12 protein-coding genes are annotated in these 15,721 nt (G+C 75.3%); 5 read left to right on the top strand and 7 right to left on the bottom strand.

Annotated elements, in window-relative coordinates; genetic code table 11:
• Positions 1-47: 47 nt before the first annotated feature.
• The 4 genes from DN069_RS12905 to DN069_RS12890 all read right to left on the bottom strand — a co-directional run bounded on the left by DN069_RS12905 (position 48) and on the right by DN069_RS12890 (position 3,143).
• The gene (locus tag DN069_RS12905) at positions 48-404 is read right to left on the bottom strand and encodes a DUF4387 domain-containing protein (protein WP_111501085.1); all 357 of its coding nucleotides are present in this window, start codon (positions 402-404) and stop codon (positions 48-50) included.
• Complete coding sequence (locus tag DN069_RS12900) at positions 401-1,777, bottom strand: acyclic terpene utilization AtuA family protein (protein WP_207892137.1); 1,377 nt, start codon at positions 1,775-1,777, stop codon at positions 401-403. The genes DN069_RS12905 and DN069_RS12900 overlap by 4 nt, the downstream gene beginning before the upstream one ends.
• An 89-nt stretch (positions 1,778-1,866) precedes the next feature.
• Positions 1,867-2,817 carry a hypothetical protein gene (locus DN069_RS12895; protein ID WP_111501083.1) on the bottom strand — a complete coding sequence of 317 codons (951 nt, stop codon included), beginning with the start codon at positions 2,815-2,817 and terminating at the stop codon, positions 1,867-1,869.
• On the bottom strand, positions 2,814-3,143 hold the full coding sequence (locus tag DN069_RS12890) for a PadR family transcriptional regulator (protein WP_243639155.1): 330 nt from the start codon (positions 3,141-3,143) through the stop codon (positions 2,814-2,816). Before DN069_RS12890 ends, DN069_RS12895 begins: the two co-directional genes overlap by 4 nt.
• Positions 3,144-3,276: 133 nt before the next feature.
• Here DN069_RS12890 and DN069_RS12885 point away from each other — a divergent pair, with 133 nt between their 5' ends.
• Both DN069_RS12885 and DN069_RS12880 read left to right on the top strand, forming a co-directional pair.
• Complete coding sequence (locus DN069_RS12885) at positions 3,277-4,515, top strand: styrene monooxygenase/indole monooxygenase family protein (protein WP_111501081.1); 1,239 nt, start codon at positions 3,277-3,279, stop codon at positions 4,513-4,515.
• Positions 4,516-4,617: 102 nt separating this feature from the next.
• Positions 4,618-5,280, top strand: a complete 663-nt coding sequence (locus DN069_RS12880; protein WP_111501080.1) for a hypothetical protein — start codon at positions 4,618-4,620, stop codon at positions 5,278-5,280.
• A gap of 16 nt (positions 5,281-5,296) precedes the next feature.
• Here DN069_RS12880 and DN069_RS12875 read toward each other — a convergent pair whose 3' ends face one another.
• Positions 5,297-6,049, bottom strand: coding sequence for an ABC transporter ATP-binding protein (locus tag DN069_RS12875; protein ID WP_111501079.1), 753 nt, complete (start codon positions 6,047-6,049; stop codon positions 5,297-5,299).
• Between the two features lie 123 nt (positions 6,050-6,172).
• On the opposite strand from DN069_RS12875, the gene DN069_RS40020 reads away from it, so the two are divergent.
• Genes DN069_RS40020 through DN069_RS12860 form a run of 3 tightly spaced genes read left to right on the top strand, consistent with a single transcriptional unit; the run spans position 6,173 to position 13,085 of the window.
• On the top strand, positions 6,173-9,445 hold the full coding sequence (locus DN069_RS40020; RefSeq protein WP_111501078.1) for an ABC transporter permease: 3,273 nt from the start codon (positions 6,173-6,175) through the stop codon (positions 9,443-9,445).
• 2 nt (positions 9,446-9,447) lie between these two features.
• A complete protein-coding gene (locus tag DN069_RS12865) occupies positions 9,448-12,141 on the top strand; it encodes an ABC transporter permease (protein ID WP_133259902.1) in 2,694 nt (897 codons plus the stop codon).
• The gene (locus DN069_RS12860; RefSeq protein ID WP_111501076.1) at positions 12,138-13,085 is read left to right on the top strand and encodes an ABC transporter ATP-binding protein; all 948 of its coding nucleotides are present in this window, start codon (positions 12,138-12,140) and stop codon (positions 13,083-13,085) included. Before DN069_RS12865 ends, DN069_RS12860 begins: the two co-directional genes overlap by 4 nt.
• A 62-nt stretch (positions 13,086-13,147) precedes the next feature.
• Here DN069_RS12860 and DN069_RS12855 read toward each other — a convergent pair whose 3' ends face one another.
• Together DN069_RS12855 and DN069_RS12850 are read right to left on the bottom strand one after the other, a co-directional pair.
• Positions 13,148-13,840, bottom strand: coding sequence for a hypothetical protein (locus DN069_RS12855; protein ID WP_111501075.1), 693 nt, complete (start codon positions 13,838-13,840; stop codon positions 13,148-13,150).
• 35 nt (positions 13,841-13,875) lie between these two features.
• Positions 13,876-15,720, bottom strand: a complete 1,845-nt coding sequence (locus DN069_RS12850) for a hypothetical protein (RefSeq protein WP_243639152.1) — start codon at positions 15,718-15,720, stop codon at positions 13,876-13,878.
• Between the last annotated feature and the right edge of the window lies 1 nt (position 15,721).

Here is a 15,721-nt window from a genome sequence, read left to right as displayed (position 1 = left end):
TCTCGTGGGCTCGGAGATGTGTATAAGCGCCGAGCACCCGCCCCACCCTACGTGGGGAGCGGCGGCTCCTCGGCGACCGGCAGGCGCAGGGCGAGCAGGGGGCCGTGCTGCTGGGCGCCGTAGACGTCGGTCTCGCCGACGTCCCCGGAGGTCAGCGGGCGGCGGAGGTTGATCTTCACGGCGCGGGCCGGGTCGTAGAAGATCGGCTCGCCGACGTCCGCCTCCGGGACGCCGTAGAGCTCGGCGATCACCCGCCGGCCGATCAACCGGTCGCGTTTGACCAGCTCGTACTGGGCGCGGGTGGTGAAGATGAGGTCCAGGGTCAGCTCGTAGGGTCCGGCGTTCTTGCTGCGCACGACGTCGACGAGCTCGGGCAGGGGGACGGTGTCCCGACCGGTGGTCACGACGCCCCCTCGGGCAGCTCGGTCCAGTGGATCGGGAAGGCGGCGGACGGGTCGTCGACGCGCATCAGGTGGTAGACGCTCCACTCGTAGACCGCGCCCGCGTGGAAGTCCGAGGGCGAGTAGGGGAAGGCCAGGTTCCCGGCGGTCGAGAGGCGGCCGGGGTAGCCGAAGTGCAGCATCGTGGAGCGGGCGAAGGCGCACAGCGTGTCAGCGAGCGCCTGGGTGCGCGCGACGGCCTCGATGACCAGGCCCACCTCGTGCCCGGCGACCACCGGCCGCGGCTCCAGCGAGCCCATGCACCCGTCGCGCCCGTAGACGCGGACCAGCAGCTCGTAGTCGTCCGGCGAGAGGTCGGGGAAGTTGTCCGCGACGCGCTCGCGGACGCCCGCGACGATCGTGTCCAGCTCGCGGATGAAGACCGGGTCGCGGGCGCCGGCCAGCGAGACCGTGCGGTGGCCGCGCAGCCGCGCGCCCTCCAGCTTGAGCGTGTAGGGGGCGGGCACGTGCCGGGAGCCGGTCACGCGGACGCCGCGCTCGCCCTCGGGCGTGAACGCGCAGTCGGTGAGGTCGAGATGACCGCCGGGGCCGGGCAGGTGGTACGGGTCGCTCTTCTCGTAGAGCGTGTGCGCGGCCACGGAGGTGGGCGTGCAGCGGCGCTGTGGCGAGAGCGGCTCGACCACGAAGTGGTCGCGGCGCAGCGTGCCGAGCATGCAGTCGCTGCCGCTGCCTGGCACGGCGGCGATGGCGGCGCACTCCAGGATCTTGCCGAGATGCAGGGCGAGGCCCTCGTCGAAGCCGTGCAGCAGCGGCAGCGCCGCGAAGACCGCCGGGTCGTAGGTCCGCCCGGCCAGCACCAGGTCGGCGCCGCCGCGCAGTGCCTCCACCAGCGGTTCGACGCCCAGTTGGGCCACCAGGTGCGTCGTGGCGCGGACGTCCGCCTCGGTCAGCTCGGGCCCGTGCGGCACGGCGGAGATCCGGCCGGCCCGCAGGGCGTCGAGCACCTCCGGCCGCGGGACGTCCGCCGGGATGACCGCAGTGCGCAGCCGCAGCCCCTGCTCGGCGGCGATCTCGTCGGCGACGCCGCGCAGCCACTCCAGGTGCGGCGCCGCGCCCGCCCCGCCGGCGGAGCCGACGACGACGGGGACGCCGAGGCGCCGGGCCCCGGTCAGCATCCGCTCCAGATCGCGCCGGACGGCGGTGCGGTCGGTGAAGGACTCGCCTGCGCCGAGGTAGTAGGGCCCCGGGTCGGTCGATCCGGCGTCGGCCGCGATCACGTGCGGCCGCCGGGCGAGGCCCGCCTCGAACGACGCGTCAGGGAACCCGTAGCCCAGGATCGCCGTCGCGGCGAGGATCCGGATCTCCTCCGTCGTCACGTGCCCTGCCTCCGCCCGCCTCGTGCCTGCTCGTGCCCGCGCCGCCAGCATAGGCGGGCGACGCGGGCGAGCTGTCGATCGTACGCAAGTCAGGAGCCGACCGGGGTGCGATCCGGGTTCCGCCGGCGGTTGCGCAGGTCCAGGCGCCGGGCGAGCGTGACGGCGGCCAGGGCGAGGACGGCGAAGGCGACCGTCCGGGCGGAGGTGAGATCGGCCAGCTCGGGGAGGCCGAAGCGGAGCACCCCGACGACCGCCGCCACGCCGAGGGCGGCCGGGACCGTGCTGTGCCTGCGGGCCAGGGCCAGCGCCGCACCCACCGGGAGGAACCAGACGAAGCTGACGTACAGCATCATCAGGTGCGGGTAGTGCACCAGCAGCATCAGCGCGTAGGGCACCAGGGCGAACAGCGCGACCCCGCCCATCAGCCGGCGGTCGCGCGGTTCCACGGTGGCGAGGATGTCGCGCGGTGCCGCGAGCAGCAACAGCCAGACGAAGAGCGACGGCAGCAGTGCGCCGCCCACCGCGTCGGCCCGCCCCAGGTCGAGGCCGGGCAGCGCGGCGAGGACGACGGGGAGCTGCGCCAGGGTGCCCAGCGTCCCCAGGATGCGGGCGGCGCCGGTGCGCCCGGCGAGCAGCAGGCCGAGGACCGCCAGCCAGACCACGGTCGCGCCGGCGTCGGCGACCAGCACCAGCTGGTTCGCCGTGCCCAGGTGCGCGAACTCCGGCGCGTCGAGCAGCATCACGGCCAGGGCGACGGCGTAGGCGACCCCCTGGGTGGCGGTGAGCGTGACCGCCAGCGGCACGGCCCGCGCCACGATCTCGTCGGCGCGGCCCCCGCCGCCGAGGCCACAGCGCAGCCGCAGGCCGTGTCCGGCCACGTCCAGCGCCTCGCCGGCCGCCGCGATCCGGCCCTGACCGGCCGTCGCCTCGGCGTAGATGGCCGCCAGCTCCTGGGCGTGCCCACCGCGGGACGCCCTGGGATACGTGCGCAGCGCGACCCGCAACAACCCCGGCGTCTCCGTCGTCTGCTCGTTCGTCATGCCGTGACCCCCTTCAGGCGCGGCCGCAGCGCCAGGCGCCGCTCGGCCTCCAGCGCGACGGCCCGGATGCGCGCCGTCTCCTCCGCGAGCGCGGACGCGCCCTGGTCGGCCAGCGCGTACACCTTGCGGGCCCGGCCGTCGACGACCTCCTCCCGCTCCACCCGGACCATTCCCTCCCGTTGCAGCCGCTCCAGCGCGCCGTAGAGCGTGCCGGTGCGCAGCCGCACCCGTCCGTTCGAGATCTCGGCGACCTCCTGCATCAGTGCGTAGCCGTGCCTGGGCTCGTCGGCCAAGGCGGTGAGCAGGAGCAGCGTGGGCTCCTGCATGGGGCGTGCGCCTTCACTCATGTCGATTACATATATCGGTGACCGGCATATGTGCGCAAGGGTGCGCCACGGGCCAGCATGAGTCCCGACGACCCCACAGGGAGCCGTCGTTGAGGCGGGAAGGGGTGGCGGGATGCGTGAGGTGGCCGTCGTCGGGGCGGGGCAGTCCGGTCTGCATCTGGCGCTCGCGCTGCAGGCGGACGGGTATCGGGTGACCGTCGTCTCGGAGCGCACGCCGGACCGGATCCGGGCCGGCCGGGTGCTCTCCACGCAGGCGATGTTCGGCCCGGCGCGGGCGCTGGAGCGCGCGGCCGGGCTGGCGTTGTGGGACGGCGCGGCGCCGGACACCGGCACGCTGCACCTCGTGGTCGGCGTGGACGGGCAGCCGGTGCTGACCTTCGACGCCACGCCCGAGCAGCCCGCCCACTCCGTGGACCAGCGCGTCAAGACCGCCGCCTGGCTGGAGCTGTTCGAGGAGCGCGGCGGACGCGTCGAGTACCGGCGGGCCGCCGCCGACGACCTGGTCCGGCTGGCGGAGCGCAACGCGCTCACCGTCGTCGCCGCCGGACGCGGGCCGCTGGCGCGCGCCTTCGCGCGCGACGCCGAGCGCAGCCGCTTCGACGCGCCGCAGCGGACGCTGGCCGCGGTCTACCTGCACGGCGTGGGACGGCCCGCCGATCTGCCGTCGGAGGCCGGCGCCCCGGCCCGGATCCACATCGTCGCGGGCGCCGGGGAGCTCGTGCTGCAGCCCGGGCTGACGCTGAGCGGCCCGTGCGTGATCCTGCTGTGGGAGGCGATACCGGGCGGACCGCTGGACGTCTTCGGCGACGACCCCGACCCGAAGGAACTGCTGGCCCGCAGCGTCGATCTGATCCGTCGCCACCTCCCCTGGGAGTACCAGGCGTTGGCGAACGCCGAGCCGACCGACCCGGGCGCGTCCCTGGTGGGCGCGGTCACGCCGACGGTCCGCCACCCGCTGGCGCACCCGGGCGGCGCGAACGGACCGGCGGTGCTGGGCATGGCCGACACCCTCGTCCTCAACGACCCGATCACCGCCCAGGGCGCCAACAACGCCGCCCGCTGCGCCGCCCGTTACGCCGCGGCCGTCACCGAGCGCGGTGAACTCCCCTTCGACGAACCGTGGATGCGCACCCTCTTCGACGCGTACTGGGCCGAGGCCCGCCACACCGTGGACTTCACCACCGCCATGCTCGGCCCCCTCCCGGACCACATCGGCCTGGCCTTCGCCCAGGCCGCGACGGACCCGCGCATCGCCTCCCGCCTGGCCCAGACCTACGCCGACCCGACGGACTTCCCCCGCTGGCTCGCCACCCCGGACGCCACCCTGCGTTACCTCAACTCCCTGAACTGACGCACTCCGTCCGGATTCGAGCCCGACCCGCGAAGGGGCTGTCAGACTGCCGCAGAGCTTGTCCGCTCGTCGTCCGCTGAGCGATCCTTGGGAGTCGTCCGCATGGGCCTGTTCTTGCGCACCAACATGTTCCGCGGCGTCGACCAGGAGCAGGTGTACGCCGCGCTCGAGCAGTTCTGGTCCCAGGAGCGGCACCACCTCGAGGACGACCAGAGCCCCGGCGCCGACTCCTACGCCCTGCACGAGCAGCACAACGGCTGGACCGTGCTGAACTGGACCAAGGGCTGGGAGTGGGACCTGCGCCGGCGCGCGCAGCTGCACGTCTCACGCGTCCTCGACTGCTCCGGCCTGCTGACCTTCGTCTACGACGGCGACCTGTGGGGCTACGAGCTCTTCCACCACGGCCAGGTGGTCGACCGCTTCCTGCAGTGGACCGACACCGGCCCGAAGTTCTTCGGCGACCTGCCCTGCCAGGGGGCGCCGGACGTCCTGGTCGCCCAGTTCCCCGAGCTCGGGCTGAACGTCCGGCACGCCCGCGCCTACCTCACCAGCATCAGCGCCGACGACCCCCGCTACGAGGACTTCGCCTGGGACGAGTACGACCCCCGCAACCAGCCCGCCCGCGACGGCGACCGCTGGGGCCGCCTCGAGCCTGCGGCCATCTACGACTTCTGGCGCTACCTCGGCGTCGAGACCCACCGGGCCAACCACCGCTACACGCCCACCGCCCCGATCTGGCGCAGGTTCACCACCGCACCCGTCTAGGGCGGCCCCTCACGGATCAGGCCTCGTCCTCGACGAGCCGTCCGTCGCGCAACTCCACCACGCGGTCCGCGAGTTCCATCAGGTTCGGGTCGTGGGTGGCCACCAAGGCGGTGACGCCCTCGCTGCGGACGACCGCGCGCAGGAGTTCCATGACCGAGCGGCCGGTCTCGGAGTCGAGTTGGCCGGTGGGTTCGTCCGCGATGATCAGGGCGGGCTCGTTGGCCAGGGCGCGGGCGATGGCGACGCGCTGCTGCTGGCCGCCGGAGAGCTCGCCGGGGCGCTGGTCGACGTGGTCGGCGAGGCCGACCAGGGCGAGGAGCATGCGGGCGCGCTCCTCGCGCTGCTTGGCGGGGACGCGGCGCAGCCGCATGGGGACGCCGACGTTCTCCACCGCGGAGAGCACCGGGATCAGGCCGAAGGACTGAAAGACGAAGCCGATCCGGTCCCGGCGCAGGGTGAGGCGGGCGTCCTCGTCCAGGCTCGCCAGATCGGTGCCGTCGAGGCGGACCCGGCCGGAAGTCGGCGTGTCCAGGCCCCCGACCAGGTTCAGCAGGGTCGTCTTGCCCGAGCCGGACCGGCCCTTGAGCGCCGTAAGTTCACCCTCCCGCGCCTCGAAGGAGACACCGCGCAGCGCGTGCACCTCCCGCGATCCGCTGCCGAAGCTGCGGTGCAGATCCTCGACCACCACTGCCGCTCTCGCCGCCACCCGCGCTGCCACCCGGCCTCCCCCGTTCGTGCCACCCCTGTTGGTGCGCTCACATTTGCGCATCGGTTGGCTGCTTCGCGCAAGTCCCCTCTTCCGTGCACGGAAGACGCGTGCCAGGATCGGCCGCTGTGCCGCAGGGGGAGCGTCGCCGGCCCCCGTGGTGTACCGGGGGGGGAAGGACGAACTGTGTTCGGCTTGGTGCTGCGCCGGGCGCGCGGACGGCTGCCGCTCGCGATCGCGATGCTGCTGACGGTGCTGATCAGCACGACGGTGCTGACCTGCCTGACGGCCTTCGGCCGCTCCGTCGGGGACGCCGGGGTGCGGCGCGCGCTGCAGGGGCCCGGCCACGACCGCACCACCGTGCTGGTCGAGGGCACCGAGGGCGCCGACCAACGGCCCGCCGAGGACGCTGCGGTGGCCGCGTTCGGCCACACCCTCTTCGGACGCTTCCCGGTCGCCGTCGACGCCGTCTCGCACAGCCGCTCCTACGGGCTGCCGGGGCCGTCCAGCACCGGCGGCAGCGATCCCGACCTGACCAGGCTCGCCGCGCTGGGACGCGACCACGTCCAACTGCTCTCCGGCCGTTGGCCCGCCGCGGCGCACGGGCCGGGGACGGGTGTGGAGGCGGCCGTGCCGCGCGCCGAGCTGGCCCGGCTGCGGCTGGACGCGCACGCGCTGCCGGCGCGCGTCACGCTCGCCGACCGCTACGGGGGCGGGCCGACCACGGTCACCGTCACCGGCGTCTACCGCGCCCTGGACGCCACCGCGCCCTACTGGCAGCTGGACCCGTTCGGCGGCCGGGAGGTGCAGCTGAACGGCTTCGCCGGCTACGGGCCGATGCTGGTGGACGACACCGTCTTCACCACCCGTGCGCTGCCCGAGGACGGTCGGAGCTGGCTGCTCAGCCCCGACCTGTCGACGATCCGTCAGCCGGAGGCGGACGCGCTGCGCGCCCGGGTGGACCCGGCGAGCAGCGCGCTGGAGCACGCCGACCCGTTCACGGTGCAGACGCAGCTCGACGCGGAGCTGGACGACGTGCGGGCGGGGGCGCAGGCGTCCGCGTCGGACCAGCTGATCGGCTCGCTGCAGCTCGCGCTGCTGGCCGCCGTCGCGCTGCTGCTGGTCGTGCAGCTGCAGGGCGCCCGGCAGGCGCCCGAGGACGCGCTGTTGGCGGCGCGGGGGGCGACCCGGCGCCGGGTCGCCCTGCTCACCGCGCTGCAGGCGCTGCTGCTGACCCTGCCCGCAGCCGTGCTCGCGCCGCTGCTGACGCCGGTGCTGCTCCGGTTGTTGGCCCACGGCTACGGACCGCTGCGGCAGGTGCCGCTGGACACCTCGCTGAACTGGCGCTCCTGGCTGGTGGCCGGGCTGTGCGCGCTGGGCTGCGCGGTGCTGGCCGCCGCCCCGGCCCTGCTGCGCGGCGCCACCGACCTGCTGGCGCGGGCCGGACAGCGGCACGCCGTCGTCGGCGGCGTCGCCCGCTCCGGCGCGGACCTGGCGTTGATCGCGCTGGCGGTGCTGGCCTACCGGGAGCTCGGGCACTCCAGCGCGGACGCCGGCAACGGGCTCGGCGTCGACCCCGTCGCCGTCGCGGCCCCGAGCCTGGCGCTGTGCGCGGGCACGGTCGTGGTGCTGCGGCTGCTCCCCTACGCGGCGCGTCTCGGCGGCCTGCTCGCGGCGCGGGGGCGGGGTCTGTCGGCGGCGCTGGTGGGCTGGCAGCTGGCACGGCGTCCGGGACGGACCACCGGGCCGACGCTGCTGCTGGTGCTCGCCGTCGCCACCGGTGTGCTGGCGCTCGGTCAGCACTCCTCCTGGTCGGCCTCGCAGTCCGACCAGGCCTCCTTCGCCACCGCCGACGGCCTGCGGATCTGGGGTTCGACGCTGCCCGCGCTCGGCCAGGGCGGCCGGTTCGGCACGCTGCCCGGCGGGGACCGGATCATCCCGGTGGCCCGCACCCAGGCCTCGCTGCCCGACGGCAGCCAGAGCGAGCTGCTGGCCGTCGACGCCGCCGGCGTCGCCGCACGCGTCCCGATCCGCGCCGACCTGCTCGGCGGGCAGAGCACCGCCCGGCTCTTCGGCCCCCTCGTCGCCGCCGCGCCGCCGCACGGAGCCGCGGGCGGGGTGCCGCTGCCCGGTCGGCCGCAGCGCCTCGACCTGCGGGTGACCACGCGGCTGACCGGGTTCACCGCCGTCGCCGCGCCGGACGGCGGCGCCGCGACCGCGAGCCAACAGGCCGGACCCACCCTGCAGTTGCAGCTGCGCGACCGCTTCGGCGCGGTACACCTGGTGGAGACGCCGACCGTCCCGCTGTCCGGAGCCACGACGCTGGCGGTGAACCTCTCCGGGCCCGCCGGTACGCCGCTGGGCGCGCCGGCCTGGCCGCTCACGCTGGCGGGGGTCCAGGTCCAGGTGCAGCCGCTGCCGGGCGTCGCGCTCAGCGGCCGGCTGACAGTGCAAGGGATCGCGACCGCGGCGACCGCCGACGGGCCGGCCACGACCGTCGCGGCACCCGCCGGCACGTCCTGGTCGGCCTACACGCCGCCGGCGCAGTCGGCGGACGCGAGCTCCCAGGCGACGACGGTCGTGGACGGTGCCGGGGTGCTGGCGTTCGACTACCGGACGAACCAGAACATCCTCGACGCCGCGATCACCCCGGCGTCCTCCGGCGCCGGGCCCGCACCCACGGACAACCTGCCCGCCCTGGCGACGCGCGACTACCTGAGCGCCGTCGCCGCCAAGGTGGGCGACGTCGTGCCGTTCCCCGTCGGCGACGCCACCGTGCGGCTGCGGATCACCGGCGTCCTGAACGCGATGCCGACGGCCGGCAGCAAGGCGGTGGTCGTGGATCTCTCGTCGCTGACGCGGCAGTTGGCCGCCCTGGACGCGACCTGCCCGGAGCCGACCGAGTGGTGGCTGCCCGCCGCCGCACCGGACGACCCGGTGCCCGCGCGGGCCGCCGCGGCGCTGCGCGCCCTGCCGGGGACGCAGGACGTGCAGCTGCGCGGCGAGGTGGCCGCCCAGCTCACCGACGATCCGCTGGGCGCGGGACCGCAGGTGACGCTGCTGGTGCTGGCGGTGGTCGCGGCGGTCCTGGCCGCGATCGGGTTCGGGGCGGCGACCGCGGCCGCGGCGTCCGAGCGCGCCCGGGAGAACGCGGTGCTGCGCGCGCTCGGCTGTCCGCCACGTCGGCTGGCCCGGACGGCCGCCGCAGAACCGGCCGTGCTGATCGTGCTGGGAGCGGCGGTGGGCCTCGCCGTCGGCACCCTGATCGTCCATCTGGTGGTGCCGCTGGTGGTGCTCACCCCGACCGCGCAACAGCCCGTGCCGCCGGTGCAGGTGACGCTGCCGCTGGGCCGGACCTTCGCGTTGGTCGGCGCGATCGTCGTGGTGCCCGTGCTGACCGCCTTCCTGAGCGGGCGTCGCAGCACCACCGCCCGCCCGCGCCCCCTGGAGGAGCTGTGACCGTGCCCGTCCGCTCCCCCTGGGTGCGCACCCGCCTGCGCACCGCGCCACTGGCCGCCCTGCTCACCGCCGTGCTGGCGTTCTGTGCCGTCTTCCTCGCCGCCGCCCTGCCGCGCGAGCTGGACCGCTCGGCCGACCAGGCGCTCACCGCCTCCCTGCAGCGCGTCGACCAGACCGACACCCAGATCCAGGCGGACGCCGCCCCCCGCCAGCAGACCGGCCCGGCGCGCGCGGCGGACCTGGACGTCGCCCTCGCCGCGCTGACCCCGCAGCTCAGCCCCCATCTCCCGCTGGACGCGCACGACGTGGCCTACGGGGAGCGCAGCCGGCAGCCGCGCGAACTGCCGGATCCGGGCCTGGCCCGGCCCGACGGGGTCGACCCGCGGCTCAACCTGCTCTACCTGGGCCGCACCGACGGCCACCTGCACCTGGTGGACGGCCACTGGCCGAACGCCGCGCCCCGGCACGGGGTGCTGCAGGTCGCCCTCTCCCGGGCCACCGCTCGCACCCTGGGCGTCCGGGTGGGCCAACTGCTCCACACCAACGGCCTGATGGCGCCGAGGATCGACGTCCAGGTGGTCGGTCTCTACACGCCCCTGGAACCGGACGGACGCTTCTGGGCGGGGCTGTCCTGCGCCACCCACGCCTGTCTGCTGCCGCTGCCCGGCGGCGACGACCCGCCGCGGTACTGGCTCGCCACCGCCCTGATCGGCGCGAGCTCGGTGGCCGTCACCGACACCTGGTCAGGGGGCCTGGGCGAGGACTTCTGGTGGCTGCCGGTCGACTACACCCGGCTGCACGGCGACACCCTCGCGCTCAGCCGCGCCGACCTGTCGTCCTGGATGGGCGGACCGACCCAGCAGGCCGCGGCGGAGGCCAGCGGCCGGTACAACCTGCTCGTCGACTCCCCGCTGCTGGCGCTGCTGGACCGGGCCGCCGCCCGCCAGGCCGCGATCCGGCCGCTGACCGCGATCGGTCCGGCAGGACTGGCCGGGGTGGTGGCCGTGGTGCTCTGCCTGGCCGCCGGTCTGACGGCGGAACGGCGCGCCGCCGAGCTGCGGCTGCTTCGGGCGCGCGGCGGCTCCCGCCGCGATCTGGTGCTGCGGCTGCTCGGCGAGAGCCTGAGCACCGTGCTCCCGGCCGGGCTGCTCGCGACCTGGCTGGCCCTGGTCCTGCTGCCGACGCCCCGCCTGCTCCCCGCCCTGGTGGCCGCCGTCGCCGCGCTGCTCTTCGCGCTGCTGGCCGTGCCGGTGCGCACCCTGCTGCGCGACACGCTCGCGCTGCGGCCCGCCCGGCGGCGGCGCGGGCGTCGGCTGGTGGCCGAACTCGCGCTGCTGGCCGCCGCGGTGGCGGCCGTCGCCGAGGTACGCCGACGCGGCGTCGGCGGTCTTGACCCGCTGCAGGTGGCGGCGCCGCTGCTGCTCGCCGCCGTGGGCGCGGTACTGCTGGCACGCTGTCAGCCGCTGCTGGTCGGCGCGTTGGCGCGGGCCGCGGGCCGGGGCAGCGGGGCCGTCGGCTTCCTCGGCCTGGCCCGCGCGGCCCGCGGGACCGGCGGAGCGCGGCGCCCTTCCGTCCTGCCGCTGCTCGCGCTGACCCTGGCCGTCACCACCGCCGGCTTCGGCGCAGCCACGCTCCGGTCGGTCTCCGACTCCCGCTCCGCGCTCGCCCGGCTGGCGGTCGGCGGCGACGCGTCGGTCGTCGCTCCCCCGGGCGCGACACTGCCTCCCGGTCTCGCCAGGAGCCTGGCGGCGCTTCCCGGCGTGAGCCTCGGTACCGCCTTCTGGGAGCAGGACGACGTCACCGTCGTCAAGGACGGCGCCGTCCAACCCCCGGCCACCCTGGTCGCGGTGGACCCGCAGACCTACGCGCGGCTGGCGCGGGCCGTCGGCCGGGGCGCCTTCGATCCGGCGCAGCTGACCACGCCGTCGTCGGGCTCCGGCAGCCCGGTGCCGGGGCTGGTCAGCGGCGACCTCGCGGGCGCCGGCTCGGGCCACGGCTACGCGCTGCGTCTGGACGGGGGGCGCCAACTCCAGGTCACCGGGGTCGGCGTGGTCACCGGCACTCCGGCCGTCCCCGACGCCACCGCCACCGTCGTGGTCCTCCCGGCGAGCGCTGTCGCCGCGCGGTTGCCGGACGTCAGCCGGCCCAACCGCTGGCTGGGCCTCGGCGCCGTCGGCGACGCGCGGCTGCGCGCCGCCGTCCCCGCCGCCTTCGGGACGGACACCAGCGCCGCACACGTGGCCGCCCTCGCCGACGACCCGCTGCAGGCCGCCGCGGCCCGGATCTTCTGGGCGTGCACCGTGGCGACGTGGTGCTTCGCGCTGCTGGCCGTGCTGCTGGCGCTGGTCCGGGCGGGCCCGGAGCGCGCCGCGCTGCTGGCCCGGCTGCGCACCATGGGCCTGCGGCCACGGCAGGGCCTGCGGCTGATCCTCGCCGAGTCGCTGCCGCAGACCCTGACCGCGGCCCTGGGCGGCGGGCTGGCGGCCACCGCCGCGGTGCTGCTGCTCGGGCCCACCGTCGACCTGTCGCCCCTGGTCGGCACGCCGGTCCCGACCGGTCTGACGCTGACGGCGCCACCGATCCTCGAACAGACCCTGATCGTCGCCGGCCTGGTGGCGGTGGCGGGGCTGGCCGAGGCGACCGTCCAGGGCAGACGACAGATCACCGTCGAGTTGAGAGCAGGAGACGGCCGTTGACCAGTACCCCGACCTTCGACGAGATTCGTGACCGCGCTCTGGCGGCGGCCGTGCCCGGACGCTACGGAGCAGGCGCCGCGATCGCCTGCGACCGACTGGTGCGGATCTTCCGCGCGGACCGGATCGAGGTCCAGGCCCTGCAGGGGCTCGACCTGGTGGTCGACCAGGGCGACCTGGTCGCGCTCGTGGGCGCGTCCGGCAGCGGCAAGTCCACGCTGCTGAACATCCTCGCCGGGCTCGACCTGCCCTCCGCCGGCGGCGCGACCGTCGCCGGCTGCGACCTGCTCGCCATGACCGCCAAGGAGCGGCTGCGCTACCGGCGCGAGGTGGTGGGCTTCGTCTGGCAGCAGACCGCCCGGAACCTGCTGCCGTTCCTGACGGCGGCCCAGAACGTCGCGCTGCCGCTGCAACTGGCCCACGGCCGCCGCGCCAGGCGGCATCTGCCGCGGGTACGCGAGCTGCTGGACGCGCTCGGGATCGGCGACCTCGCCGACCGCGTTCCCGCCGAGCTCTCCGGCGGCCAGCAGCAGCGCGTCGCGATCGCCGTGGCGATGGCCAACCAGCCGGCGGTGCTGCTGGCCGACGAGCCCACCGGCGAGCTGGACTCCGAGACCGGGGCGGGCATCTTCGAGGCCTTCCGCACCGTCAACCGCGAGCTCGGCGCGACCGTCGTGATCGTCACGCACGACCCGATGGTGGCCGGCGAGGTCCGCCGCACCGTCGCCGTCCGCGACGGCCGCACCAGCAGCGAGGTACTGCGCCGCACGGTGGTCGACGAGCACGGCGCGGAGTCGGTCAGCGAGCGCGAGTACGTGATGCTCGACCGCACCGGCCGGGTCCAGCTGCCCGCCAAGTTCCTACAGGCACTGGGCATGGAACACCGTGTCGCGGTCGATCTGGCCCCGGACCACATCGAGGTCCGCAAGGACGACCACGACGAGTAGGGCCTCTCTTACAGATCGGTCCGCGCCACCGGGGCGGCCCTCCCCGGTGGCGCGGCGGAGGGTCAGCGCTGGTCGAAGACCCGGTGCACCGTCACCTCCGGCTCCAGCTGCGCCAGGGCGTCCACGCCCGGGCCCTTCGGGGCGGTGGCCGCCGCGGCTTTCAGGATCGAGGTGACCTGGGCGGCCAGCGCGTCGGCCTGGCTCTTCAGCTCCGCCACCGAGGCGTGCGAGCGGCCCAGCGCGTCCAGCTTGCGGTGGATGTCCGCGAGTTGGCGCTGCGCGGCGGCGCTCAGGGTGAACGGGCGCGGTGTGGAGACGACGAACTGGTAGGCCCCGGCCAGCGTCTGGCAGTCGTCGCAGTGCACGTTCTCGGCGCGGCTCAGGTTGACGGCGTTGAGGTGGATGTTCTCCCCCGCCATGGTGACGATCTGGAACGACAGCGCGACCGAGCGGCACGGGTCGTCGGCGGAGCAGTAGGCGGAGACCGCCAGCGCCTGGTTGCGGGCGCTCGCCGCGTAGAGGGTGCCGTACTGGTGGACGGTGAACGAGTCCTGGAACCTGGTCTCGTGGGCCCGGTCGGCCAGGGTGCGCGCGCTGTCGTGCGCCACAGCGACGCCCTGGACGGCCTGGGCCGTGCCGGCGGTCGCGCCGATCACGCCGAGCCCGGCGGTGGCGAGCAGGCCGAAGCGCAGGGCGCGGCGCGCCGCGCCGGCGTGGGGTCGGATGCGGGGCTTGCGGTGCGGGTTGAGCTCCATGGGTGTGCTCCTCGCTGGGAACGGGCTGCAGGGATCTACGGGAGCGCCTTGGTGGCGCTCGTCGCGGCCGTCGTGGGCGGGGGAGGCGCCGTGGCGGACGTGGAGGGCGACGCGCTCGGCCTGGCGCTCGTCGAGGCCGACGGCCCGGTGCTCGGGTGGTCCGAGGGCTTGCCGGCGCTGGGGGTCGCGGTGGGCGACGCCGGGTGGGTCGGTGGCACGGTGGGCCGGGCCGTCGCGCTCGGGGAAGGGAGCACCGACGGCGAGGGCGAGGCGCTGGGCGACACCACGCCGACGCGGGCGTGCCCCGAGCCGGAGCCCGGCGTCGCGCCGCCCCCGGCGCCGGCACCGCCGTGGCGCGGATGGCGGGTGACATGGACGCTGGGCGTGGCCGTCGGCACGCCGGGCTGCAGCACGGGGACGATCGGCGGCTGCGCAGGCAGCGGCTTGGGGGTGAGGCCGACGAGCCAGGCGCAGCACAGCCCGCCCACGGCCACCAGCCCGAGCGCGCTCACCGAGGCGCGCAGGCGCGGCCTTCCCTCGGTCGCGCGCCCGGCGACGCGCAGCAGGCGGCCGGCCAGCCGGACCGACAGGTAGGCCATGCCGGCGAGCGGACAGATCAGCATCACGCAGCCGAGCAGGCCGACGGCCCCGAAGGCGAGCTGCCCGTGGCCGAACGCGTCGGCGGTGCCGGAGAGTTGCTCGGTCAGCGAGCGGACGCCGGTGGCCACGATCCGGGGCAGGTTCCACAGCGCGTAGCCCAGGTCGCCCAGCAGCAGCGGCACCATGGTGCAGACCCAGCCGGTGACGATGACGCGCGCAGAGCGCTTCAGCCCGGCGACCTCGGGCGGTGTCGGGCGGCCGGGGACCATGCTGAGCACGATCGGGCGGATCTTGCCGTAGAGGTCGGGGATGCCGGCCAGGTCGCCGAGGATGTAGTAGCCGTCGAGGCGGACGGCCGGCATCAGCTGTTCCAGCACCTCGAAGTGGCCGAGGTAGACGGCGCTGAGGAAGAACGGCTGGCCGGTGAGGAAGTAGCAGCCGGTCAGGCCCAGCATGAAGACGACGTTGAAGTAGACCCCGCCGAGGTCGGTGCGGATCCGGCCGGCCCGGCCGATCCGGTAGACGTCGGTGACGTCGGTGTACATCGAGGGCCAGATCAGGAAGAGGCCGCAGCCGATGCAGCCGGGCCTGGCCCCTCCGTAGCGGCAGGCCGAGGCGTGCCCGAACTCGTGGAAGACCAGCGAGGCGACGGTGAGGGCGAAGACCACCAGCAGCAGCACGGGCTGGTCCAGCACGTGCAGCACCGGCGTCATCGCGCCGTAGGAGCCGAACAGCCACACGTCCATCGCGACCGCTGCCAGTAGCACCGCCACGACCACGGGTGGCCGGTGCAGCCAGGCCAGCGCGCGCCCGATCCGGGCGACGCGGTGCTCGTCGAAGAGCACCCGGTGGCCCTTGAGGGCCAGCAGCAGGTCGGAGCGCGGGGCGTCGACCTCGTCGTCCTCCTGGCCGTAGGGGACGGCGACGCCGAGCGGGACGAGCTTGTTCTCGATCAGGTAGGCGACGTTCTCCTCGCTGACCTCGCGACCGAAGAGCCCGCTGACGCGGTGTGAGATGCCTTCGGTGTCGCGCTCCCCGTCGATCGCGCCCGCGACCAGGTGGAGCAGCCGGGACAGCTGGACGACCTGCCCGTCTCCGCGACGGGCGATGTACCGCGGCTCGGTGAAGCCCGAGCCCTGGTACTCGCCGTGCAGCCGCAGCCCGGCCGAGAGCCGGGGCACGGGGAACACCGGACCTGGCAGGTGCGGCGGCTGCACGGACGTGGCGAAGCCACCTGGACCGGGGACGACCGCGACCTCGGTCTCCACAGTGACTGTCATC

Source organism: Streptacidiphilus pinicola (assembly GCF_003258295.1).
Classification (GTDB): domain Bacteria; phylum Actinomycetota; class Actinomycetes; order Streptomycetales; family Streptomycetaceae; genus Streptacidiphilus; species Streptacidiphilus pinicola.
This window is presented reverse-complemented; position numbering and strand designations above follow the sequence as displayed.